At 69.6% G+C, this 23,630-nt stretch carries 22 protein-coding genes and 1 pseudogene; 13 read left to right on the top strand and 10 right to left on the bottom strand.

Features of this window, described 5'->3' with window-relative positions; genetic code table 11:
• Positions 1-349: 349 nt before the first annotated feature.
• Entirely contained in the window at positions 350-3,010 is a 2,661-nt protein-coding gene (locus ACGFZQ_RS24865) for a serine hydrolase (protein WP_393842150.1), read from the bottom strand.
• Between the two features lie 177 nt (positions 3,011-3,187).
• Between ACGFZQ_RS24865 and ACGFZQ_RS24860 the strand changes: the two genes are divergently transcribed.
• From ACGFZQ_RS24860 to ACGFZQ_RS24850, 3 genes are all read left to right on the top strand, one after another.
• Positions 3,188-3,955, top strand: coding sequence for a GPP34 family phosphoprotein (locus tag ACGFZQ_RS24860; RefSeq protein ID WP_351711672.1), 768 nt, complete (start codon positions 3,188-3,190; stop codon positions 3,953-3,955).
• 319 nt (positions 3,956-4,274) lie between these two features.
• Positions 4,275-5,132 (top strand): helix-turn-helix transcriptional regulator, encoded by an 858-nt coding sequence (locus tag ACGFZQ_RS24855; protein WP_365799892.1) that lies wholly within the window; start codon positions 4,275-4,277, stop codon positions 5,130-5,132.
• A 201-nt stretch (positions 5,133-5,333) separates the two neighbouring features.
• A complete protein-coding gene (locus tag ACGFZQ_RS24850; protein ID WP_351737387.1) occupies positions 5,334-5,525 on the top strand; it encodes a DUF397 domain-containing protein in 192 nt (63 codons plus the stop codon).
• A 268-nt stretch (positions 5,526-5,793) separates the two neighbouring features.
• Here ACGFZQ_RS24850 and ACGFZQ_RS24845 read toward each other — a convergent pair whose 3' ends face one another.
• On the bottom strand, positions 5,794-6,300 hold the full coding sequence (locus ACGFZQ_RS24845; protein ID WP_393842149.1) for a glutathione peroxidase: 507 nt from the start codon (positions 6,298-6,300) through the stop codon (positions 5,794-5,796).
• An 18-nt stretch (positions 6,301-6,318) separates the two neighbouring features.
• Entirely contained in the window at positions 6,319-7,293 is a 975-nt protein-coding gene (locus tag ACGFZQ_RS24840) for an ArsR/SmtB family transcription factor (RefSeq protein ID WP_393842148.1), read from the bottom strand.
• A 266-nt stretch (positions 7,294-7,559) separates the two neighbouring features.
• On the opposite strand from ACGFZQ_RS24840, the gene ACGFZQ_RS24835 reads away from it, so the two are divergent.
• Positions 7,560-8,771 (top strand): MFS transporter, encoded by a 1,212-nt coding sequence (locus ACGFZQ_RS24835; protein ID WP_393842147.1) that lies wholly within the window; start codon positions 7,560-7,562, stop codon positions 8,769-8,771.
• On the opposite strand, the gene ACGFZQ_RS24830 is transcribed toward ACGFZQ_RS24835, so the two are convergent.
• Positions 8,707-9,651: a slipin family protein gene (locus tag ACGFZQ_RS24830; RefSeq protein ID WP_393842146.1), complete on the bottom strand. Its 945-nt coding sequence runs from the start codon at positions 9,649-9,651 to the stop codon at positions 8,707-8,709. The genes ACGFZQ_RS24835 and ACGFZQ_RS24830 overlap by 65 nt on opposite strands.
• Before the next feature lie 212 nt (positions 9,652-9,863).
• Here ACGFZQ_RS24830 and ACGFZQ_RS24825 point away from each other — a divergent pair, with 212 nt between their 5' ends.
• Positions 9,864-10,604, top strand: a complete 741-nt coding sequence (locus tag ACGFZQ_RS24825; RefSeq protein ID WP_393842145.1) for a hypothetical protein — start codon at positions 9,864-9,866, stop codon at positions 10,602-10,604.
• Between the two features lie 42 nt (positions 10,605-10,646).
• On the opposite strand, the gene ACGFZQ_RS24820 is transcribed toward ACGFZQ_RS24825, so the two are convergent.
• The 4 genes and pseudogenes from ACGFZQ_RS24820 to ACGFZQ_RS24805 form a co-directional block, all read right to left on the bottom strand.
• Positions 10,647-11,840: an SPFH domain-containing protein gene (locus ACGFZQ_RS24820; protein ID WP_351737401.1), complete on the bottom strand. Its 1,194-nt coding sequence runs from the start codon at positions 11,838-11,840 to the stop codon at positions 10,647-10,649.
• An 11-nt stretch (positions 11,841-11,851) separates the two neighbouring features.
• Positions 11,852-12,100: a hypothetical protein gene (locus tag ACGFZQ_RS24815; protein WP_351737503.1), complete on the bottom strand. Its 249-nt coding sequence runs from the start codon at positions 12,098-12,100 to the stop codon at positions 11,852-11,854.
• A 129-nt stretch (positions 12,101-12,229) separates the two neighbouring features.
• Positions 12,230-12,451 carry a hypothetical protein gene (locus ACGFZQ_RS24810; protein ID WP_393842144.1) on the bottom strand — a complete coding sequence of 74 codons (222 nt, stop codon included), beginning with the start codon at positions 12,449-12,451 and terminating at the stop codon, positions 12,230-12,232.
• 44 nt (positions 12,452-12,495) lie between these two features.
• Positions 12,496-12,756, bottom strand: a pseudogene (locus ACGFZQ_RS24805) (response regulator transcription factor); the annotation flags it as partial.
• Positions 12,757-12,938: 182 nt separating this feature from the next.
• On the opposite strand from ACGFZQ_RS24805, the gene ACGFZQ_RS24800 reads away from it, so the two are divergent.
• The gene (locus ACGFZQ_RS24800) at positions 12,939-13,217 is read left to right on the top strand and encodes a hypothetical protein (protein ID WP_393842143.1); all 279 of its coding nucleotides are present in this window, start codon (positions 12,939-12,941) and stop codon (positions 13,215-13,217) included.
• Between the two features lie 155 nt (positions 13,218-13,372).
• On the opposite strand, the gene ACGFZQ_RS24795 is transcribed toward ACGFZQ_RS24800, so the two are convergent.
• A complete protein-coding gene (locus tag ACGFZQ_RS24795) occupies positions 13,373-14,026 on the bottom strand; it encodes a RusA family crossover junction endodeoxyribonuclease (RefSeq protein ID WP_393842142.1) in 654 nt (217 codons plus the stop codon).
• A gap of 581 nt (positions 14,027-14,607) precedes the next feature.
• On the opposite strand from ACGFZQ_RS24795, the gene ACGFZQ_RS24790 reads away from it, so the two are divergent.
• The 7 genes from ACGFZQ_RS24790 (at position 14,608) to ACGFZQ_RS24760 (ending at position 22,356) form a co-directional block, all read left to right on the top strand.
• Positions 14,608-15,618, top strand: coding sequence for an aldo/keto reductase (locus tag ACGFZQ_RS24790; protein ID WP_393842141.1), 1,011 nt, complete (start codon positions 14,608-14,610; stop codon positions 15,616-15,618).
• A gap of 162 nt (positions 15,619-15,780) precedes the next feature.
• Positions 15,781-17,022 carry a PP2C family protein-serine/threonine phosphatase gene (locus ACGFZQ_RS24785; RefSeq protein WP_393842140.1) on the top strand — a complete coding sequence of 414 codons (1,242 nt, stop codon included), beginning with the start codon at positions 15,781-15,783 and terminating at the stop codon, positions 17,020-17,022.
• Positions 17,023-17,263: 241 nt separating this feature from the next.
• The gene (locus ACGFZQ_RS24780; RefSeq protein ID WP_393842139.1) at positions 17,264-17,626 is read left to right on the top strand and encodes a hypothetical protein; all 363 of its coding nucleotides are present in this window, start codon (positions 17,264-17,266) and stop codon (positions 17,624-17,626) included.
• A gap of 468 nt (positions 17,627-18,094) precedes the next feature.
• On the top strand, positions 18,095-18,541 hold the full coding sequence (locus tag ACGFZQ_RS24775) for a MarR family transcriptional regulator (protein WP_351737451.1): 447 nt from the start codon (positions 18,095-18,097) through the stop codon (positions 18,539-18,541).
• Positions 18,542-18,596: 55 nt separating this feature from the next.
• Positions 18,597-20,318, top strand: a complete 1,722-nt coding sequence (locus ACGFZQ_RS24770; protein WP_393842138.1) for an MFS transporter — start codon at positions 18,597-18,599, stop codon at positions 20,316-20,318.
• Between the two features lie 99 nt (positions 20,319-20,417).
• Entirely contained in the window at positions 20,418-21,461 is a 1,044-nt protein-coding gene (locus ACGFZQ_RS24765) for a DMT family transporter (protein WP_393842137.1), read from the top strand.
• Positions 21,462-21,657: 196 nt separating this feature from the next.
• Positions 21,658-22,356, top strand: coding sequence for a sigma-70 family RNA polymerase sigma factor (locus ACGFZQ_RS24760; RefSeq protein ID WP_393842136.1), 699 nt, complete (start codon positions 21,658-21,660; stop codon positions 22,354-22,356).
• A gap of 457 nt (positions 22,357-22,813) precedes the next feature.
• On the opposite strand, the gene ACGFZQ_RS24755 is transcribed toward ACGFZQ_RS24760, so the two are convergent.
• Complete coding sequence (locus ACGFZQ_RS24755; protein ID WP_393842135.1) at positions 22,814-23,512, bottom strand: hypothetical protein; 699 nt, start codon at positions 23,510-23,512, stop codon at positions 22,814-22,816.
• Between the last annotated feature and the right edge of the window lie 118 nt (positions 23,513-23,630).

Below are 23,630 nucleotides of genomic sequence, written 5' to 3'. Positions count from 1 at the left end.
TGCGCGCTCGGTGTGCTCTGCGTGCTTTGCGTGCTCTGTGTGGTCTGTGTGGCGTGCGTGCCGTGCGGACCGGTCTCGGGCAGGGCTATTCGCGGGCCGGATACCGGGCCCGGATCGGCGTTGTCGGCGCGTGTCGGCTCCGCTGTGGCCACCTGAAGGCACTCCCCGTGTCCCGTCTTCTGTTCTCGGCCGCGTTCCACAGTGTTACAGGCCGCTTCTCGTCCAGTTCGCGGCCGTGTCCCGGCGACCGACGACCTGCCCCGATTCGTGACGCTAGCACGCACCCCGCCGCGGGACCCTGGGGTGGGCCGCCATCGGCGGGGTGCGGGGACGGTATGTACGTGTTGTGTCAGCCGATACGGGTCAGCTTGCTCGTGAACCCGGGCTCGGCCAGATCCTTCTGCAGGGCGACCGGAACCTGGACCGCGGAGCCGGAGCCGTCACCCACGGTGAGGGCGCCCACCTTGGTGCCGGCCTTCGCGGTGTGCGGCACGTCGTCGGCCTGGAAGGTCAGCTTCACCTTCAGGCCCGACCAGCCGACCGCGGTGACGTCCTTGGTCGCCACGACCGGGGTACGGCCGCCGAGACCGTCGTCGACGTACCCGACGACAGCACCCTTCTTGTAGATCGTCGCCGACTTCAGCGCGCCCTGGGCGGCCCGGATCAGCTTGTCGCCGCCGTTGAGGGCCGCGGTGAGGATGCTGTTGTCCGAGGCGGCGCTGGCCGGCTGCCGGAGCACCGCGCCGATGATCGTGCGGGTCTCGCCGTTCACGTCCTTCTTCGCGGCGAAAACCAGGTTGCCGAGGGCGGAGGTGGTGGTGCCGGTCTTGATGCCGACGACGTCGTTGTGGCCGACCAGCTGGTTCCAGTTGCCGTGGTTGACGCCCTTGTAGTCGTCGTACGACATCATCGCGGCGACCTCGCGGAACGAGGGCTCGCTCGACATGGCCGCCTTCGCCAGCTTCACCTGGTCCACGGCCGTGGAGACGGTGGAGTCGGTGAGGCCGGAGGGGTCGGTGTACGTCGTGTTCGTCATGCCGAGCTTCTTCGCGGTGGCGTTCATCTTCGCCACGAACGCCTTCTCCGAACCGGCGTCCCAACGGGCCAGCAGGCGGGCCACGTTGTTGGCGGAGGCGATGAGGATGCCCTCCAGGGCCTCGCGCTGGGTGAGCGAGTCGCCCGCCGTCACGTCGACGGTGGACTCCTGGCCGGCGTTCGACTGGTCCTCGGCCGTCTGGTCGATCTTGATCTTGGGGCCGGCGGCGCCGCTCTTCAGGGGGTGGTCGCGCAGGATGATGTACGCGGTCATCACCTTGGCGACGCTCGCGATCGGTACGGGCTTCTGGTCGCCGGAGGAACCGAACGAGCCGATGCCCTGGACGTCGAGCGCCGCCTGGCCGTCGGCCGGCCAGGGGATGTCGGCCTTGCTGCCATCGAAGGTGTAACTGTCCTTCGCGGTGAGGTCGAGGGTGGGCTGCGGGAGCGGACGGAGAGTCTGTACGACCGCAAAGATGATCAGGAGGACGATGACCAGGGGCGTCCAGATCTTGACCCGCCGGACGAAGGTCCTGACTCCGGTCTCCGGCGGCGGAGGCGTGTTGGTCAGCTCGGCGAGCAGGTCCAGCGGGGGCTTCGGGGGGAGCGGCAGCTGGGTGGTGCGCTCGGGGCCGACCTGGGGGATGGCGGTGGTACGGGTGGTGGAGGCGGTGCCGGGCTTGGCGCCCGGCTTGGCCTCGGGCTTCGCGCCGGGCTGCGCGTCGGGTTTGGTGTCCGGCTTGAGGTCCGACTTGAGGGCGACGAATCTGCTGGTGCGCTCGGGGTCGGACTCAGGGGTCTTGGGCTGGGGCTTGGAGCCCAGTTTGAGCGTGGTGGTGGGCTGGTCGACCTGCGGGGGGCGGGGCGCCTTCAGCATGGTGGTGGGCTGATCGACCGCGGCCTCGGCTTCGGCTTCGGCTTCGCCGGTGGCGTCCTCGCCGTCGGCGGGCGCGGGTCCGTCGCCGGTTGCGGTCTCGGTGTCCCCACCCGCACCACCCGTGCGGCTCTCGTCGCCAACTGCGGGTGGCCCCTGCGGGGCGCCCTCACCATCGGCGACTGCGAGTCCGGAGACGGCCTTGGGTTCGTCTTCGGGTGCGGAGTCTTCGGGGGCGGCGGCAGCCTTGGGCTTGTCTTCGGGTGCGGCGTCTTCGGGTTCGGCGGCAGCCTTGGGCTTGTCTTCGGGTGCGGCGTCTTCGGGTTCGGCGGCAGCCTTGGGCTTGTCTTCGGGTGCGGCGTCTTCGGGTTCGGCGGCAGCCCTCGGCTCGTCCTCCGGTGCGGCGTCTTCGGGTTCGGCCGCAGACTTCGGGGCGTCCTTGGGTGCGGCGTCCTCGGGCTCGGTCGCAGCTATCGGATTGTCCTCGGGTGCGGCGTCTTCGGGTTCGGCCGCAGCCTTCGGCTCGTCCTCGGGTTCGACGGCGGCCTTCGGCTCGTCCTCCGGTTCGGCCGCAGGCTTCGCGGCGTCCTTGGGTTCGGGCACGGGGTTCGGGGTGTTCTTGTCGGTGGTGTTGGTCGTCGGGGCGGTGTCCTCGGGCTCTGGCTCGTTCTCCGTGTCCGCCTCGGTCGTTGCCTCGGGCGCCGTGTCGGCCCTGTCGGCGTTCTTCGGTGGCTCAGGGGCCTCCTGGGGCTCCTCGGCGGCCTCGGGGCCCTCCGTGGCCGCCTCGGGCCGCTCAGGCGCCTCCGCGTCCTTTCCGGAGTCCTCGGCCTCCTCCGCGGGCGGACCCGTGCGGACCCACGCCGCCACCGCCTCGCGGAGCTTCGTGTCGTCCTCGCCGGCCGTCTTCACGTCCCGTACCGAGAAGATCCGGGTCGCGGTGTCCACGCCGCCGGCGGTCTCCCTCTCGTCCTCGGCGGCCACCGCCAGTCGCGGGTCGCGTGGTTCGGGAACCGTTCCCGCACTCCCCGACGTCGGTTCTGCCGACGACTCGCGCTGCTTCGACCTGTCGGGGGACTCGCCCGCCACCGATGCCTCCTCCACGCTTCGCACGTTGCCGTGCGCTGTCCGAACCATGTACCAGTGTCCTGTGTGCGGGCTTAGCCCCTGCGGTAGACGAGAACGACATACCTTCCGGTTCCCTTACAAACCGGTCACGCACCCTCGACAGACCAATGTGAGAGGGGTCACCCTGTCATTCATCCACGCGGGGAGGCATGGATGGGCAGGAGCCGCAGAACACTTCCGGAGGAGCTTCTGCTGCTGGCACTGGACCCGACCACGGGTACCACTGCACAGCCGCAGTCGCTCGACCTCGGTCTGGCCGGAGCACAGCTAGTGGAGCTGGCGCTGGCCGGACGGATAGCCCCAGACGGGGATCGTATCGCCGTGGTGCAGCCACGGCCGACTGGAGATCCGACTTTGGACTGCGCGTTGGAGTTGCTGCGAAGGCGTGGCGCTCCCGTGCGGGCTGTGAACTGGATCGGCGGGCCACGTCTGGGACTTCGCCAGACGTACCTCTCGCATCTGGAGCGGTGCGGCATGGTGCATGCCGTGGCGGGCCAGATGTGCGGGGTGCTGCCGACGACCCGGTACCAGGCGACGGACAACGAGATCTGCCGGGACATCCGTGCCCGGCTGGACTCCGCGATCCGTACCGGCGTACCACCGGACCCGCGGACCGCGGCGCTCGCCGCCCTGGCCCACGCGGTCGGTCTCGGCAAGCACCTGTATCCGGGGAACGAGGGACGCTCCTCGCGTTCCCGGTTGCGGGACTTGATCCGGCACGACCCGATGGGCGGGCTCGTGGCCCACGCCGTCATGGACGTGCAGAACGGCGCGGGCGCCCAGCCACGCCGTAACCCGGCCGCCCCGGCCGGGCGCCAGACCGCACCGGCCGGCAGGCCCGGTGTGCCGGAACCCGCCCGCGGTGTTCCGATGCAACCGCGCCGAGGCGCGGGCGCGATGGCACGAGCCGTGGTGCACTGAGCCGCAGTTCCACGGCGCAACAGCCGGCGACAGCCGGCAACACAGCACCCCTGAGACCCGGTTCGGGAGCCGCTGGTCCGAGCGGGGCGGCGAGGCGCACGCAGTACGCGCCCCGCCGCCCCGTTCGGTATTTCCCGTCACTTCCCGTCCCACCGTCCTCGTCCGGCGCCGCCCGGAGAATCCGGAGCGTGCCCGAACTGACGCGTACGCGCCGCATATCCAGAGTTTCCCAGCGGTAGGAACCACCTTGGTGGCAGTCTGCTCAACAGCAGATACGCAAAGTGGTAGTTACAGGCAGGCAGCCGGAGGTGCACGTCCCGTGGCGTCCAATGTCAATCCCACCGTCAGGCGACGCCGGCTGGGCCAGGAGCTGCGCAGGCTCCGCGAGCTCAAGGGCATGACGGCGGAGGAGGTGGCGGAGCGGTTGCTCGTCTCCCAGTCGAAGATCAGCCGGCTGGAGAACGGGCGCCGGAGCATCAGCCAGCGCGATGTCCGCGACCTGTGCGGGGTCTACGAGGTCGAGGACCAGCGGGTCGTCGACTCCCTGATGGAGATGGCCAGGGATTCGCGGCAGCAAGGATGGTGGCATGCGTTCGGGGACATCCCGTACAGCGTGTACATCGGCCTGGAGACCGACGCCGAGTCGCTGAGGGTGTACGAACCCCAGCTGGTCACCGGGCTGTTGCAGACCCGGGCCTACGCCGAGGCGCTGGTGCAGGGCGCGTTGCCGGAGACCTCCGCCGCCGACATCGAGAAGCGGGTCCAGGTGCGGATGCGGCGACAGGAACGTATCACCGCCGAACACAACCCCCTTCGCCTCTGGGTGGTGCTCGACGAGGCCGCGCTGCGCCGGCTCGTCGGCAACAGGCTCGTGATGCGCGAGCAGCTGGAGTACCTGATCGAGATGTCCCAGCAGCCGCACATCACCGTCCAGGTGCTGCCCTTCGAGGTGGGCGCGCATCCCGGTCTCAACGGCCAGTACGCGATCCTGGAGTTCGCCGACGCGGCCGACTCCAGCGTCGTCTACCTGGAGGGCGTGACCAGCGACCTGTACCTGGAGAAGGCCCATGACGTGCAGAAGTACGCCGTGATGTACGAGCACCTGCGGGCCCAGTCGCTGAACGTCGAGCAGTCCCGGCAGTTCATCGCCGACGCGGCCAAGGAGTACGCGCGCTGAGCCCTTCCGGACGGCGAGCGCCGGATCTTACACCGGCGCCACGCTCCAGCGGAAGGCTCTCCTGGAATATGCCATCCGGTCGAGTGAACGAGTGCTCCAGGCGAGGGAGTTGGCTAGTAGCGTCGATCACGCCAACCGATCAGAAGGTTGGCGTGAATGGCACTACACCAAGCACCACAGCAACTCGCTACAGGAGTGGACATGGCACTGCTTCAGGGCACCACGGAGACGTGGACGAAGTCCTCCTATTCCGCAGGGAACGGGGCGTGCGTCGAGGTCAAGTCGCCGACGACCGCTGGACTCGCCGTACGCGACTCCAAGGTCGAGGAGGGCCCGGTCCTCGCGTTCCCGACCGGCGCGTGGAACGCGTTCGTGGCTTCGGTCAAGGCGTAGGGGCTTCGCTGACCCATCGGCCACGCTCCCGACACGCACAACCACAACTGCACAAGCGTCACCTCAAGAGCCCTCTCGACCAGCTCGCCGTCCTTGCCGAGGGGGCTCGGCTTGTGCCCGTCCGGCCGGTCGCCGGACCGGGCACCCGTGGCCCGGCGCGGCCGACGCTCGCCCCTGCCCCAGGGGCAAGGTCAAGCGGCGGGTACGGAACGCCGACGGCGGTCACGGGAGACCGCCTCCCGTGACCGCCGTCGCCAGGCTCGGGGCGTCAGCCGATGGCCTTCTCCACCGCGGCCACGACCTCGGCCGACTCCGGCTCGGTCCCCGGCGCGAACCGGGCGACGACCTGGCCGTCCCGGCCGATCAGGAACTTCTCGAAGTTCCAGCGGATGTCACCGGTGTGCCCCTCGCCGTCGGCGAAGTCCACCAGCCGCTGGTAGAGCGGGTGCCGGTCGTCCCCGTTGACCTCGACCTTCTCGGTCAGCGGGAAGGTCACGCCGTACGTCGCCGAGCAGAACTCGGCGATCTCCTCGGCGCTGCCCGGCTCCTGCCCCATGAACTGGTTGCAGGGCACCCCGAGCACGGTGAAGCCCTGCGCCGCGTACCGCTCCTGGAGCCGCTCCAGGCCGCCGTACTGCGGGGTCAGACCGCACTTGGAGGCCACGTTGATAATGAGCACGGCCTGGCCAGTGTACCCCGGCAGGTCGGCGGAACCGCCCTGGAGAGCACCGATCTCGATGTCGAGCACGGACCCGTTGTTCTCAGTAGTCGTCATAAACGGATGCTAACTCCGCTAAGTGTCGGACCGGGTCCCGGCCTCCACCAGCACGTCTCCCGCCGCCGTCCGTGAGTACAGCACCGACCGTCCGGCCCGCCGCCGCTCCACCAGCCCCGCGTCCAGCAGAACCCGCAGATGCCGCCCGACCGAGCCCAGCCCCTGCCCGGTCACCGCCGTCAGGTGGGTCGTGCTCAGCGGGGCGTCCAGCAGCACCAGCACGCCGGCGCGCGCGCCGCCCAGCAGCGCCGTGAGCGCCGCCGGGACCACCTGCCCGGCGGGGTCGGAGAGCGCGCCGGCGCACGGGTAGACCAGCGCGTAACGGTCCGGCTCCTCCCAGCAGACCCAGCCGGTCCTGGGCGTCACCGGGACGAGCAGAAGATCGGCACCGGAGATCTCGCGGGGCGGGTACTCGTGCAGATTGACCTGGAGCCGGTCGGCACCGAGCCAGCGGGTCCGCCCCGGCCGCACCGAGTCCAGCACCTCGGCCCAGCCGCCCCTGCCGACCTGCGTGGTCCGGGCGACCACATCCGCCTCCAGGATCCGCCGCCGACGCTCCCAGTACGGCCGTACGGTCGCCTCCCACACGTACGTCAGCAGCTCCGCCGCCCGCCCGGGCAGGTCGTCGCGCTCCAGGGCGGCGGGGAGCGGACCGGCGGCGGCGACCCGCAGGTGCGCACGGGCCTCGTCGGGGCGGGCCGCCCGCACCCGCGCGATACCGGCCTCCGCGCTCTCCCCGTCCCGGGGGGTGGGGGTGAGGAAGTCGGCGGTCCAGACGCGGCCGAGCCCGGTGCGGATCAGCAGCGCGGTGACGGGGTCGGCGGCGAGCCGCGCCCGGTAGGCGGGCAGATGCGCGTCCAGCCAGCGCCGCTCGCCGGGGTGGGCGGCGGTGCCGCCGTGCAGCAGCCCGAGGCTCGCGACGGTCTCGGCGAGGGGAGAGAGCAGAAAGCGGCTACGGGCAAGCGTGTCCGCGTTGAGCTGCCACCAACCCAAGGGGGTCTCCCTGTTGTTAGAACCTCTCGCACTCGTGACAGGCCTACCGCCCGTTAGGGCCTCTCGCACTCGTGACAGGTCTACCGCCCGTTAGAACCTCTCGCACTCGTGACAGGCCTACCGCCCGTTAGGGCCTCTCGCACTCGTGACAGGCCCACCGCCCGTTAGGACCCCTCGCACTCGCGAGAGGCCCTCCATTCGTTAGAACCTTTCGCGCCCCCGCGAAACAATAACGTCCGCCACCAGCACCCCCGAGACTCCCGACCATGCCCACCACCTACCGGTCTCTCTTCCGCACGCCCGAGTTCACCCCCCTCTTCCTCGGCTCCGCCGCCCAGAACGCCGGCGGTACCGTCGGCGGGCTCGCCCTCGGCACGCTCGTCTACCGCGCCACCGGCTCTCCCCTCCTGTCCGCGCTCAGCATGTTCGGCCCCTCGCTCGCCCAGGTGCTCGGCGCGACCTTCCTGCTCTCCGGCGCCGACCGGCTGCCCCCGCGCACCACCCTCGCCGCGATCTCGGCCACCTTCGCCGTCGGCACCGCGGCCATGGCGCTGCCCGGCCTCCCGCCCGGCGCGCTGCTCGCCGCCGTCCTGCTGCTCGGCCTCGTCGCCGCGCTCGGCGGCGGGGTCCGCTGGGGGCTGCTGAACGAGATCCTCGCCAAGGACGGCTATCTGCCCGGGCGTTCGATGTTCAACATGATGAGCGGCCTGGTGCAGATCACCGGTTACGCCGCCGGTGGCGCCCTGCTCGCCGCCGTCTCCCCACGCACCTGCCTGCTGCTCGCGGCGGCCCTCTACCTGACGTCCGCCGTCGTGGTCCGCGTCGGCCTGACCGACCGCCCACCCCGTGCCGCCGGCCGCCCCTCGGTCGCGGAGACCCGCCGCACCAACGCCCTGCTGTGGTCGTCCCGCCCGCGCCGCCTCACCTATCTCGGCCTGTGGCTGCCCAACGGCCTGGTCGTCGGCTGCGAGTCGCTGTACGTGTCGTACGCCCCGTCCGCCCCAGAAGCGGCCGGCACCCTCTTCGCCTGTGCCGCCCTCGGCATGCTGGCCGGTGACGTGACCGTCGGCCGGCTGTTCCCGCCCGCCGTCCGCACCCGCATGGCCACCCCCCTGCTGCTGCTCCTGGCCACGCCCTACCTGCTCTTCTTCCTCCACCCGCCCCTGGCACTCGCCGCGGTCTGCGCCGCCGTCGCCTCCGTCGGCTTCGGCGCGAGCCTGGTCCAGCAGGAGCGGCTGATGAGCCTGACCCCCGACGAACTCGGCGGCCACGCCCTGGGGTTGCACTCGGCGGGGATGCTGACCGTGCAGGGCGTGGGTGCGGCACTGGCGGGCTCGGTGGCCCAACTCACCTCGCCCGCCAGTGCGATGACGCTGATGGCGCTCGCGTCACTCGCCGTGACGCTGACGCTGGCTACTGCCGGTCGGCAGGAGCGGAGGATCCCGGCGACGGTTCCCGCGGATCCCGCGGGGCGGTGACCTCGGCCGCCGGCCCGAACCTGTCCGCGACGGCGGCGATCTGCTCGATCCCGGCCTTCAGCGCGGCCTGCCCCTCCGGTGCGTCCAGCTCCCGCTCGTTCTTCTCGACCTCCTGGTCGAGCCGCTTGGTGGCGCGCTCGAAGTAGCGCAGCAGCTCGACCGGGAAGGGCATCACCAGCGTGGAGTTCTTCTCGGCGGCCACCTCGACGACGGTCTGCAGGAGCCGCAGCTGCATCGCCTCGGGCGAGTCGGACATGATCCGGGAGGCGTTGGCGAGCTGCTGCGCGGCCTGGAACTCACCGTCCGCGGTGATGACGCGGGCCCGCCGCTCCCGTTCCGCCTCCGCCTGCCGGGACATGGACCGCTTCAGCGACTCCGGCAGCTGTACGTCCTTGATCTCGACGCGGTCGATGTGGATGCCCCACTCCGCGGCCGGGCTGTCGATCATCAGGGCGAGCCCCTCGTGCAGCCGCTCCCGGTCGGTGAGCAGGTCGTCGAGGTCGCTCTTGCCGATGATGGACCGCAGCGACGACTGGGCGACCTGCCCGACGGCGAAGACGTAGTCCTGCACCTCGATGGCGGCGCGGATCGGGTCGGTGACCCGGAAGTAGACGACGGCGTCGACCTTCACGGACACGTTGTCCCTGGTGATGCCCTCCTGTGTGGGCACCGGCATGGTGACCACCTGCACGTTCACCTTGCGCATCCGGTCGGCGAAGGGGATGAGGAAGGTGATCCCCGGGTGCCGGTAGGCCGGCAGCGCCTTGCCCCACCGGAACACGACCCCGCGCTCGACCTGGTTGACCACCCGCATCCCACTGCGCAGCACGAGCAGGACCAAAACGACGACCAGTACGACCCCTACGACGGCGCCGTCCATCGGCACTCACTCCATTCTCCGACGAGATCCGGACAACGATCCGGCAAGGATGAGGACACCGGCGGGAGCTCACGGGATGCGGGGGCCGGCGTCAGGAGTGCGTAAAGAAAACGAGCGGGATCGTGCCGGGCCTAGAGTGACGCCGGACGGTACCGGTGGGGGAGATCGTCCGGACGGCCCGGCGACGGGCCGGCGAAGGGGGCGGACGAGTCGTGGCGGCGCAGACGAGAACCCGGACGGGAAGCCGGTCGGAGATACGCGGGGCACGGTTCACCGGCGTTCTGCTGCTGGCCGGTTCGGTACTCGCGGCAGTCGTCTGCGCCTACCTGGCCACGGTGATGCTGCCGACCACCCTGGACCAGTACAGGGAGTACAAGGCGGCCGCGGCCTGCCCCGACACCCGGCCGGCCCGGGGCTCGCAGAACTGCGTCCGTACCGTCACCTTCACCGTGCAGCACACAGTGGTCCACGACGGGGGGCGGGGCGCACAGTACCGCGCGACCCTGTCGAGCCCGTCCGGCGGAAGCAGCCTGGTCGCGTTCGGCGACCCGGGGCCGGTGCTGAGCGAGCTCCGGGCCGGGGACCGGGTCAGCGGCACGGTGTGGCGCGGTCACGTGATGCGGATCGCCCGGGACGGCGAGGAGCAGGCCACCGCCGACGAACCCCGTGACGAACCCCAGATGTACGCCGGCCTCGCCGTGACCGTGGGGCTGCTGGCGGCGCTGAGCCTGTGGTTCGGGGTGGTACGACTCGTCCGGCCGCGGAACCCGGAGCCGTACACCTGGCGGCTCCTGGGCCGATGGCTGCTCGCGACCGTCCTGGTCGCCGGGCTCGTCTGGGGCTACGCCGCCCTCTGGTTCCACATCCCCTGGCAGGCCGTGCCCCCCGTCGCCGTGGCCCTCACGGCCGTCGTCGCCCGGGCCCTCGTCACCGCCCGCCGGGCGGAACCGTGACCGGAGCAGCCGCCGCCGAACCCGGCGGCGGCCCTGGCACACCTAGTCGACGTCCACCGGACCGTCGTCCGACTTCCGCGCCTTGCTGGAAGGCAGCTGGAGCAGGCTGCTGCTGCCGTTGCCCTCGCTCTTCTCGGGGCGGTGGCCGTCGGACTCCTGTCCGCCCAGGTTCTGCCGGACCGAATCGAGGATCGTCAGGCCCTGGGAGACCAGCCCTGCGGCGATCTCGCCGAGGCCGTCCGCGCCGTTGAGGACGTTCACGTTGGCGCCGGCCAGACCGCCGGCCGCCTCCTTGACGATCTGCGGAAGCTGGTCGATCAGCATCCGGTCGAGCGCGACGCGGTCGTACGACGCCGCGGCCTCCGCCTGGATCTTCATCCGCTGCGCCTCGGCGGCCGCGAGGATCCTGACCCGCTCGGCCTCGGCCTCGGCGGGCCTCACGACCTCGGACACCAGCTGCTGCTGGCGCAGCTTGGCCTGGCGCTGGGCCAGCTCCGTCTGGGCGGCGAGCACCTCCTGCTGGGCGTGTGCCTGCGCCAGCGGTCCGGCCTGCGCGGCCTGCGCCTGCGCGCGGTCCACCTCGGCCGAGTACTCGGCCTTGACGATCGCGGTCTGCCGGGCGTACTCGGCCTGGTTGCGGGCCGCCACCTGCTCCGCCTCGACCGAGGCCTGGGTGGCCTGCGCCTGGGCGATCTGCGCCTGCCGCTGGATGGCCGCCTTGTGCGGGGCCGACATCGCGTCGATGTAGCCGACGTCGCCGTCGTCGATCGACTGGATCTGCAGCGAGTCGACGATGAGGCCGATCTTCGCCATCTCGGTCTTGGAGGTGTCCAGGACCTCCGCGGCGAGCTTCTGCCGCTCGGTGACGATCTCCTCGACGGTCATCGAGCCGATGATGGCCCGCAGGTGCCCGGCGAAGATCCGGCCGGTGAGCACCGACATCTGCTCCTGGTCGGAGAGAAAACGCTGGCCCGCGTTGATGATGCTCTCCTGGTCGTTGCCGACCTTGAAGGCGATGACCGCGCGGACGTGCAACGCGATGCCCTGTCGGGTCACGCAGGTCTCGGTGACCTCGGACTCACACATGGACAGGGTGAGGAACCGGACCTTCCGGAAGACCGGCAGCACGAACTTGCCGTGCCCCGTCACCACTCGGAACGGCGCGCCCCCCAGTCCCCGCCTGCCCCCCGAGATCAACATCGCCTCGTCGGGAGCGGGGACGCGGTATCCGAACATGCTTGTACTCCTCAGCCGGCCTCGGCTCTGTCGCCGAGCGCGTCCAATGGATCCACCCATTCGATGACACAGACCTCGCGGCATCCACGTGATTCGATCACGAGCACCGTCGCGCCCACCGGCAGGGGATCCTCCGACCAGGCGAGGAAGGTCTCGGAGCCGCCTCGGACCCGTACCAGGACTTCGCCGGGGCCGGCGGAACCACGGGTTCCTATGAGTACCTGTCCCAGGCAGCCGATCACGGCATCGTCCCGCGGCATCACCGGCCGCCTTCCTCGTGCTGGCCCATGATTCCGACGATAGACCCACTCGGCCCGGGACCCAACGCCCAGGTAACTTCGGCCTCCTCACAGGAACGCCGACGGCTTCGGCACCGGCCGGGCCGCGCCCTACCCGCCGGCCTCGTCCTGGCTGTCCTGGCTGTCCTGGCTGTCCCGGCCGTCCTGGCCGTCCTCGAAGACGAAGAGCGGTTTGGCGCCGTGCGCGGGTGCTTCGGCGAACGCGATCGCCTCGGTGAGACGGTCGAGCGGGAAAGGCCGGCCCTCGGGGATGCTCAGCACTCCGTCGGCGACGAGACCGCGCACCTCGGACAGCGCGCGCAGCGCGTCCACGGGTGACGTGGTGCCGAACCAGCGGTTGAGCCAGAAGCCACGGACTGCGTCAGGAAGGCCCGCGCCCCGGCCTGCAAGGCGTCCAGGACCTGCCGGTCGTCGGCCGTCGTGGTCAGCACCACCACGGCGACGTCGGGGTGTTCGGCGGTGATGCGGGCCGTCGCGGTCACCCCGTCCATGCGGGGCATGCTCAGGTCCATGAGGACGGCGTCGGGCGCCAACTCGGCCACCAGGGCGACCGCCTCCTCGCCGTCGGCGGCGCCGCCCACGACCTCCATGCCGGGCATGAGATCCAGCAGGGTCATCAGGCCCTCGCGGATGACGGCCTGATCGTCGGCCACCACGACACGCGTACTCACCCGGCCACCTCCGCGTGCACCCGCCAGTCCCCGTCCACCGGCCCGGCCGTCAGATCCCCGCCGATCAGCAGCAGCCGCTCCCGCATCCCGGCCAGGCCGTAACCGCCGCTGACGGTTAAGTTGCCCGCATGACTGACAGGGATCCGCTCGTACCGGCACTCACCGGCCTGCTCGTCGACGTCGTGTGGTGGCTGGAGAGCTGCGGGGATGAGGAAGTGGATCCCGACTCCGCGGTGAAGATGATGGAGGGCGTGGGAGGGGTGCTCCTGCAACTGCCCTCAGACCTACGGCGGAGGCTTGTGCAGGTGCTTGCGGACTTGGCCGAAGCGGAGCAAGACCCTGCGCGGCGCGAGTTCCTGGAGTTGTTCCCGTTCTCCATCGGCATGGCCGAGGAACAGGAGAGCTGAGGCGTCCGGCCCGAGGACGGCCCGAGGACGGCCAGGGAGGGCACTCGTGCGTGAGCACCGTATTAGGGGTTCGATCCACTCGAGTTCGGATTCGACTCGCGAACCCGCTGAGACGGTGTCTGCTCGAGACTCATGGAACAGAAATTGCGAGACCATCAGAAATCCGTGTGGTGACGCACTTCGAACTTTCCTAGACGCGCACGCGGAAACGGCCGCGCCAACGGAAGAACACTCCGTGCGACGCTCTCGGAGATCCCCTCATCGAGCAATTTTTGGTACGCCACGAGTGCCGCGCGATACCCTCGCACTAGATCCACCTGAACTGACCTTGCGACCTGTGGCAAAATGTAGCAGCGGTCAGCACTGAACTCTACAAAAGTCAGTCCCTCGCGAGATAGGTAGTCGTCTCCCGTCAATGCTGCGAATTTCAGCTCAAAACCTGTTTGTGATACAGGGGTCATCCAAGAGGCGCGGATCGATTGAATCTGATTGTCATCAATCATGATGCCGTCAGCCCCCGTAACCGCATCAAGAATCGGCTTCAGGACATTGTCGAGGTCAGCCACTAGATGGGTCTGGTAGCGGCGAGACTCCTCAATGAACCACACCAGGGACGCTTCGACATCGTGAGTAAATACACCTGTTGTGGCCTTCTGGACAGCTGAACCGAGCGCGTCCTTGAAGCTGGCCTTCCGGACAGGATCAGCCTGGAGTGAAATGGGGTCTACCGCGCTACGAATGTCGACCCGGCCATGATCGCGAAACTCCTGCACATCGAAGTCGCCCTCGGTCACCACTGAACTGGACATGGACGGCATTTTCCCAACGCCGGGCGATCATCACAAGCGCCGAGGACCGTGGGCAGCGGAAGCCGCTAAGCCCGGCCAGCCGACGCCGCCGCCGCCAGTGCGACTACCGGAGTCGGCACGCGCAAGCGTGGGCGACTGGGAGCCTCCCCACGAGTGGTGGACACGCTGATACTTGTCTTCGGCCTGTAGGGACCGGCGAGTCTCCCCGCGGACAAGTCGGGCGTGATCCCCTCAGGAGCCATCGGTATATCGTCCCCTTGGAGGTTTTACAGAGATGCCGCGGGTAGGGGCGCCGTCGCGAACACCACGATACCGCCGCCCGGACCAGCGGAATCTCTTAGTGATCGAGCGATGATCGGTCGTGGCGACGGACCCGCGAGGGCGGTTTGCCGTCGGAGGGCTGAGTAGTGCCCCACGCGCTCGGCTGAGAATTGACAGTTTGTTACTCGCTACCACTGGGTTCTCTGGTACGCCTGGCCGAAACGGTCGAAACCTGACAGGGCGCACATGCCACACGCCTCCGAATTCCGGACCGAGACGTATTTGCGTTAGAGCGCACTCCAACTCCTAGGTTCGGAAGCATGCGATACATCAAACTCGGAACCACCGGACTGGAAGTCTCCGCCATCACCCTCGGCTGCATGAGCTTCGGCGAGCCGGACCGGGGCGGCGAGCCCTGGTCGCTGGGCGCGGACGCCAGCCGGGACATCATCAAGCAGGCCCTTGAGAGCGGCGTCAACTTCCTCGACACGGCCAATGGGTACAGCGCCGGAAGCAGCGAGGAGATCGTCGGCCAGGCGGTCAAGGACTTCACGCGGCGCGAGGAGGTCGTTCTCTCCACCAAGGTCTGGATGCGGATGCGCCCCGGCCCGAACGGCGCCGGGCTGTCCCGCAAGGCGATCTTCGCCGAGCTCGACGCCTCCCTGAAGCGACTGGGGACCGACTACATCGACCTGTACCAGATCCACCGCTGGGACTACGACACCCCTATCGAGGAGACCCTCGAGGCGCTGCACGACGCGGTCAAGTCCGGGAAGGTCCGCTACATCGGAGCCTCTTCCATGTACGCCTGGCAGTTCGCCAAGGCCCTGTACCTGGCTGACCTGAACGGCTGGACCCGGTTCGTGTCGATGCAGGACCACTACAACCTCATTCACCGAGAAGCAGAGCGGGAGATGCTCCCGCTCTGTGCCGACCAGGGCGTCGGCGTGATCCCGTGGAGCCCGCTGGCGCGGGGCAGGCTGACGCGGGCCAGGGACACCGCCACGGCGCGTGCCGAGACCGACGAGGGCGGCAAGATTCTCTACCGCGACGGGGACCAGGCGGTGGCCGAGCGCGTCCACGAGATCGCGGGCAAGCGGGGTCTGTCCGCGGCCCAGGTCGCCCTGGCCTGGGTCATGCGCAACCCGGCGGTGACCTCGCCCATCGTCGGGGTGACCAAGCCGGCCCAGCTGGCCGACGCGGTCGCCGCGGTGGACGTCGAACTCGGCGAAGACGAGGCCGCCTACTTGGAGGAGCCCTACCAGCCGCACGAGGCCGCCTACCTGGAGGAGTCCTTCTACAAGTCGCGGCCTGTGGCGGGCTCCCGGTAGTCCGCCTTCGACGAGTCCTTGGCCTCGGCTTCACAGCCCTGTGGTCGGCCCGGCGGTGCTTGCGGGCGGTCGCGCAAGGAGCCTCGACGCGCAGGCGTCTGGACGGGGTGAGCCGTAGCGTGTGAGGCAGCGGGGGAGGTGCAGTCGCAAAGGCGGAGGGTGATGGCGGGGATGGATTACGCGGCGCTGTTCGCGGCCACGCCGAGCCCGTATCTGGTGCTGGGCCCGGATCTGGTGATCGTGGAGGTCAACCGGGCCTATCTGGAGGCGACCGGCCGCACCCGGGAGGACCTGCTCGGGCGGCACATCTTCGACGCCTTCCCGGACAACCCGGCGGACCCCGAGGCCGACGGGGTGCGCAACCTCAACGCCTCCCTGCACCGGGTCCTGGTGTCGCGGGAGCCGGACACGATGGCTTTGCAGAAGTACGACATCCCCGTCGCGGGCCGGGCCGGGGCGTTCGAGGAGCGATGGTGGTCGCCGATCAACACTCCGATCCTCGCCCGGGACGGCAAGGTGGAGTGGATCATCCACCGGGTGGAGGATGTGACGGCGTTCATCCAGGCCCGCATGGCCGGACAGCGGCCGCCGACCGGGCAGCAGCTGACCGAGCGGGAGGCGCTGGAGGCCGAGCTGTACGCGCGAGCCCGCGAGCTGCAGCGTCTCAACGAGGAGCTGCGCCAGGCGCACACCCGCGAGCGCCAGGTGGCCGTCACCCTGCAGGAGGCGATGCTGCAGTCACCGGACCTGGCCCACCACCAGGACGTCGCGGTGCGCTACCTGCCCGCGACGGGATCGCTGAACGTCTGTGGTGACTGGTACGACGTGGTCGACCTTCCCGACGGTCGCTTCGCGGTGGCGGTCGGTGACGTCGTCGGCCACGGCCTGGAAGCCGCAGCCGTCATGGGCATGCTGCGCAGCGCACTGAGCGCCGCCATCCGGGCGCTGGAGCGTCCGGCCCTGGCGCTGGAGGCGCTGGGGCTCTACGCCCGGTCGGTCGAGGGTGCGCTGAACACGACCATCGTCAAGGCGATGGTGGATCCCCGCAGCCACCTGATCGTCTACAGCAATGCGGGTCATCCCCCGGCGATACTGGTGCACCCGGACGGGGACTGCGAACTGCTGGATCAGGCCACCGACCCGCCGCTGGGCGCCCGCCTCCAGCACGTCCCCCGCCCCCAGGCGGACGTGTCCTACACGCCCGGCGAGACCCTCGTGCTCTACACCGACGGGCTGATCGAACGCCGCGGCGAGGACATCGACGCGGGCCTGAAACGCCTCACCGACTCCCTCGGTCGCTGCGCCACCCTCGCCCCGGAAGCCCTGGCCGACGCACTGCTGGCTCGCCTCGGCCTGGCCGGTGGAGCCCGCGACGACATTGCTCTGGTCGTCGTCCGGCTCTGACGGGATCCCCGATCATTTCGGGGCCGGTTGGCGCGCTGACCTGAGCATACGGCTGGGGATTCCCCTCGTCGGGCCCGGCCGGGGGTGTGACCGCGGCCTGCTGCATTGGCATCACCGACGTCACCGGGTCGGGGGGTTGCGCCGCCGACCGGCGGGCCGGACATCCCGGATAAATGCGATCATCACGCCAGGTGACACGGCAACTCCGAGCCGTCACCACACCTGGCGGGAGAAGCGATCGATGAACCTCACTCTGAAGCGCCTGCTCGGCGCTACCGCGGCGGCCACGGTCGCGGCGGCCCTGCTCGGCACCGGCGCCGGTACCGCCGGCGCCGCCGACAGTGCTCACTGCGACCGCGCCGAACAGGACATCTGGAGCGACGGGCTCAGCCGCAACGTGACCGGCCACCGCTGCAGCATCCCGACCGACAGGAACCGCTGGTACACCATCGAGATCGACACCCTCGTACGGACGCGCTACAAGGGGAGCACTCCGGACGGAGGGGTCGACCGGACCGAGACCCTGCACGACAGAACCATCAGGTGCCTGGGTTACACCTCCAGCAACGGCACGGTGAACTGGTTCGGATGCCCACCCGCCTGACGCACCCGCCAATGGCTCCGGTGCCGACGCCCCGCCCCTCGGCCTGGTCGGACCTTCCCGGACACCGTGGTGCGCACTCGCCGGCAGTCGCTTCGACGACTGGTCTGTGTACGCGGCTGCAGCTGGCTCCGAGCCAGGGGCGGCGGACGCGGCGGCCTCGGCGGCTGCCATTCCGCGCGTCGAGGCCTCACCGGGAGCGGCGCAACCCTGGCACCTGAACCGTGAACATCGCCCACCCCCGCGTCCGTCGGGACCCGGCCGACGGCAGTCGCCCCACAGGCAGGGCCGCCTGCGGACGGGCCGTCCACGGTCCCGCGGGGGCGGGCATCGAAGTATCGGACTGCTGGCCGGAGTTGGACGTCCGCCTCCTGCTCCCCGGGTGGTGCAGGACGCCGGCGATCCGATGGGGCAGGAGCTGAGATCCAGGTCACATTGACGATCGACTCACCCCACTTTCATAATGCGGTTATGCATAACAGCGTTATGGACCCCGGTGGCTCCGGTGAAGAGCTCGTCGTCGCCTTGGAGCAGCTGGTCCGGTACGTGCGTCAGGTCAGCACGGCCGGAGGTCTGAGCTCGGCGGCCTCGTCCGTGTTGGGCCGCCTCGGTCGCGAGGGACCCCAGCGGCTGACCGAGCTGGCACGCGCAGAGGGCGTCTCCCAGCCCGGAATGACACAGCTGGTCACGCGTATGGAACGCGACGGGCTGGTACGCCGCATCGCGAGCACCGACGATCGGCGCGGCGTGCTGGTCGAAGCGACCGACGCCGGAGCCGACGTGGTCAGAGAGCGGCGTGCCGAGCGTGCGGAGGCTCTGCGCGAGCTGGTGGAGCGGCTTGCTCCGCAGGAGCAGTCCGCGGTGGTCATCGCCCTCCCCGCGCTCGCCCGATTGATCCAGGCCGAGGCCTCCAAGTGACCGCCGGCATCGATGAGGGACAACCTTCGGACAACCTTCCAGGAGAAAACAGTCAATGAGCGCAACGCATGGGACAACAGCGAGCCTGTTCAAGCAGCCACGTGCTGTTTGGGCCGTGGCGTTCGCCTGCGTCATCTCGTTCATGGGCATCGGCCTCGTCGACCCGATCCTGCCTTCGCTCGCGAAGAACCTGCATGCCACACCGAGTCAGGTGTCGCTGCTGTTCACCAGCTACCTGGTCGTGACCGCGGTCGCGATGCTCGTGGTGGGGTGGGTCTCCAGCCGGATCGGCGCCAAGCGCACGCTGGTCATAGGCCTGGTGCTGATCGTCGTGTTCTCCGCGCTCGCCGGCGCCTCCGGCTCGATAGGCGGCATCGTCGGCTTCCGCGCCGGCTGGGGCGTGGGCAACGCCCTGTTCATCGCCACCAGCCTGGCGGTCATCGTCGCCTCGGCCAGCGGCGGCTTCGGCGGAGCGATCATCCTGTACGAAGCCGCACTCGGTATCGGCATCGCGGTCGGTCCACTGCTCGGCGGTGAACTGGGCACCATCAGCTGGCGCGGACCGTTCTACGGCGTCGCCGTGCTCATGGCCGTCGCCCTGATCGCCACGATCGCGTTCGTCCCCGCGCTGCCCAAACCCGAGCACCGCACATCGCTGGCCGCCCCGCTCAAGGCATTGCGGCACCGCGGACTGCTCACCATGGGCATCATGGCGCTGCTGTACAACTGGGGCTTCTTCACCATGCTCGGCTACGCGCCGTACCCCATGGAACTCGACGCCGAGCAGCTCGGCCTGGTCTTCACCGGCTGGGGCCTGCTGGTCGCCGCCTTCAGCGTGTTCGTCGCGCCCCGCCTGCAGGCCCGATTCGGCACCGCCCCGGTGCTCTACGCCAACCTGATCGGGCTCGCCATCGTCATGACGGTCATCGCCGTCGGCGTCGACACACCCGTCGCCGTGATCGTCGCGGTCATCGTCAGCGGCGCGTTCCTCGGCATCAACAACACCCTCACCACCCAGGCCGTCATGCTCGTCTCACCTGTCGAGCGATCGGTCGCCTCCTCGTCCTACGGCTTCGTCCGGTTCATCGGAGGCGGCCTGGCCCCGTTCGCCGCCGGCAAGCTCGCCGACGCCACCGACCTCAGCGTCCCGTTCTACCTCGGCGGTGCCGCCTTCATCCTCGCGGGCTTCGTCCTTGCCTCAGGCCACAAACTGATCACCGCCGCGGAGAAGAACGAGGCCCACAGCGAGACGGTGCGCCCGACCCTCGAGCGCGTCGGGGCCACCCCGGAGCCCGGGTACCGACCGGTCATCGTGGCGGTCGGCGCCACCGAGGACGCCGCCCAGGTCGTCGACGCGGCCGCCGCCATCGCCCGCGACACCGGCAGCGCACTGGAGGTCGTCCACGTCCGTGAGACCGCCGTGATCGAGGAACAGGCCGTCGACACCGAGGACGCCGACCACGCACGCTCCGCGGTACTCGCCCACCTCGACCACCTCGCCGCGCACAGCATCACCGCCACCGGACAGGTACTCACCGCCATCGGTGACCACGCCACAGCCGGCAGGGTCCTCGCCCAGCACGCCGACGACGTCGAAGCACACACGATCGCGATCGGCCGATCCCCGCGCGGACCGGTGGCACAGTTCGCCGACGGCAGCTTCACCGCCGCACTCACCCACGCCGCGGCCTCCACCGTCGTCCTGGTCGAACCCGGTCGGACACCACACCGGTTGACGGCAGCGTCACTGGAGGAACTGCGCACCAGGAGCGCGTAGCGGCGCATGGGACAAGTCGACGCGTCCCTACGTCTTCGAAAACCAGGGCGGCCAGTATCGGTTCGGCCTGCCGCAGAGCTGAGACGGGAGGAGGTTGTCGTGCTGATCGCCGTGTCACTGGCCTGCGCCGTGCTTGCGGCCGCGAGCAACGCTCTGGGAAACGTGATGCAGCGTCGGGCCGCCCTGATCGTCCCGCAGTCCGACAGGTTCCGGATCGGCCTGATGTGGGACCTGCTTCGTACGCCCGTCTGGCTGCTCGGCATCGGAGGCGTCATCCTCGCGGCGCTCTTTCAGGGCGCCGCACTGGCCACCGGCCCCCTGGCCGTCGTACAGCCGGTCTTCCTGCTGGAGCTGCCGTTCACCCTGCTCGTCGCAGGTATCGCCTTCCGTCACCCGATGCCCCGGGCGACCTGGCTCTCTGTCGGCACGATCGTCGTCAGTCTCTGCCTGGGGCTGTTCGCGGCCGCACCCAAGGGAGGCACCCTCCAAGCCCCCGCCTCGCGGTGGACAGCGGTGATGACCTGCTGCCTGGGAGCCATGGCGGTGCTGTGCGCCCTCGCAGTCAGGCGCCGTGTGGGCCCAAGCCGCGCCGCCTGCATGGGTCTGGCCGCTGCCATCGGCTACGCCCTGACCGCCGCGTTGATGAAGTCCTCCACCGACACCCTCAGCCGTGAGGGTGTCGCCGTCTTCTTCACCTCCTGGCAGACCTACGCCTTCGCCGCGACGGGGGTGTGCTCCTTGTTCCTGCTGGAGAACGCCCTGCAGTCCGGACCGCTGATCGCCTCACAACCGGCCCTGACCCTCGGAGACGCCCTCGTCAGCCTCGCCCTGGGCATCACCCTCTACGGCGAAACCCTGCGCGGCGGCTGGTGGCCGGCGCTCCAACTCCCGTGCCTCGCGCTCGCTGCGGCGGGCGTGACCCGGCTGTCCCGTAACCCGACCTTGTCCGGCGACCCGGCCCGCACGTCGGACACGGCCACGCCGACGGCCCACGAGACCGCGACGACGAGCGCCCCGGACCATACGGCGGCTCATGCCCGCGACGGCCATCATGCGCTGGGCGACATGGGCACGGTCACCACCGTCGTGTCCTCGCCCGTGTCCTCGGTCCGCGAGCCAAGGCCGATCACACCACCTGGATGAATCAGGGCGCCCCTGCTCAGTACGGCAACCGATGCCCGGCCGGGCGGGCCGAGCGCGTGTCATGCAGCAGCCGGTGGACGGTGGGTCGGAGCCCGGCCGACGGAGCAGACGAGGGCTCGCGCGGACCGGTTGGTCAGCATCCCACCCCCCGCGCAACCGGAACGCACTTGCAGTGAGTCGAAGGAGGAAACCATCGATGCCCGTATCCCTCACCGGTCCCCTCGTCAGCGCTCCGAGCGGGAGGTCGACGGCAGACGGCAGTACCGGCCGGCACCGGGAACAGCGCACCGACGAAGACCAGCTGCCCGATGCCGCATGCGTGGCCGGCTTCGAATGCGCCCTGGAATTCCGCCGTCGCATGTACTCAGGCGCGTTGCGCATGACCCGTAATCCGGACGACGCCGAAGACCTGGTGCAGGAGACCTACGCCAAGGCGTACGCGCACTTCGACCAGTTCCAGCAGGGCACCAACCTCAGAGCCTGGCTCGACCGCATCCTGATCAACACCTTCCTCAACACCAAGCGCAAGGCACGGTCTGAGCCGGCACGCAGCCGCATCGACGAGATCGAGGACTGGCAGCAGGCCCACGCCGAGTCCCACATGCCGCGCGGACTGCGCTCGGCCGAGGCCGAGGTGCTGGACCGCCTGGGCGACCCACACGTCCGGGCAGCCCTCCGCGCCCTTCCCACCGATCAACGGGTGACCATCTACCTCTGTGACGTCGAGGGCTTCACCTACCAGGAGACCGCCGACTTCACGGGCGTGACCAAGAACACCGTCGGTTCCCGCGTCTACCGGGCCCGACACCACCTGCGGCAACTGCTGCAGGACTACGCAGGCGAGCAAGGACTCGTTCAGAAGCACACCACGCGCCGGCATGGCCAGGCCGCCTGAGCCCCGGTGGGGGCCGACCCCCGAGTCGATGCCTGTACGCGGAAGGGCAGGGCGACCGCAACCCGGCCGGGCGGCATGGTCGGACCGCCCGATGGTTCCCGGCGGGGCGGGCCTCGCCGCGTGATGAGGAGGGCTCGCCCACCGGGCCTCGGCGGACATGAGCGCGTCGGCGAACGTCTTGACCATCGCGCGCAGCAGATCGGGACTCGCCGCGGCGAGGTTGTCCTCGGCGAGGGCGTGCAGGGGCAGACTGTCGGGTGCGGTCATCGTGCTGATCTCCTTCGGGCTTCGACACCTCGAAGATCAGCCGGTGGCCGTTCGTCTATGCGGGCCTCATCCTGATGCCGGAGCAAACCCCCGGATCAGGTCGAACCCGTACACCACTTCCCTGGACGCAACCCGGCCGGGGGCCGCTCATTCCGGGGAACCTGCAGTTACTCGTTGCGGCTTCTGCTGATCAGGGCTGGGGTGTCACCGCAGTCCACTGAGACTGAGGCGTCGTTCCCTGCGCCGGAGCGGGACATACGAGCGTGGTGCCGTTGGCCGCGCAATGCAGCGTGTAGACCGAGCCGCCCTGAGTGATGATCTTGTAGAACGCGTCACTGCCTTGAGAGTCGACCGAGACGCCGCAGACCGGGGAATCCGTGGGAAATCCGGTGATCGTGCTGAGATCGGTCCAGCCGGCCGCGTTGGCCGGGCCCGAGACGATGTTCGGGTTGTCCGGGTTGGTGTTGGTGTTGGGGCGCCTGCCGGCGAATGGCACCCCATCAACGAGTGCGGCGAGGAATTGCTCCATGCCGTCCGGCTTCGTCGAATCGACACCGGTGCCACATGCAGTCGCAGTTGCGGTCGCCGTGGTGGTCGCGGTCACCGTCGCGGTCGCGGTTGCGGTCTTCGTTACGGTGACGGTGGGTTTCGGGTGGGTGGTGTCGCAGTCGTCGCCGCCCCCCTGTTGGCGAGGCTTGTGGTGGTCGCAGTGGGGATCGGCGGCGTATGACACGCCAGTCTGGGACGCTACGCCGGCGGCCACCGCCACCGCGGGGGTCCCTACCGTGACTGTAACCGCCGCCGCGATCGCGGCGAGCCTGCGGACCCTGTTGGAGCGGCCGTGACCGGCCGGCCCGAGTTGCGAGGTCGTTCTGTGTTCAGGACTCATGTGGGTGCTCCTTGCTACTAAGTCCCGGGTGATCCCCGAGGCCACATGCGGAGCTTCGCCTGGGTGCATCGGAGCACCGGTCTGATAGCGGGAAACACGCTTGTAGATCAATAAATCG

The organism is Streptomyces sp. NPDC048254 (assembly GCF_043201895.1).
GTDB lineage: Bacteria > Actinomycetota > Actinomycetes > Streptomycetales > Streptomycetaceae > Streptomyces.
Note: the sequence above shows the minus strand (reverse complement) of the source record. Positions and strands in the feature narration are given on the sequence as shown.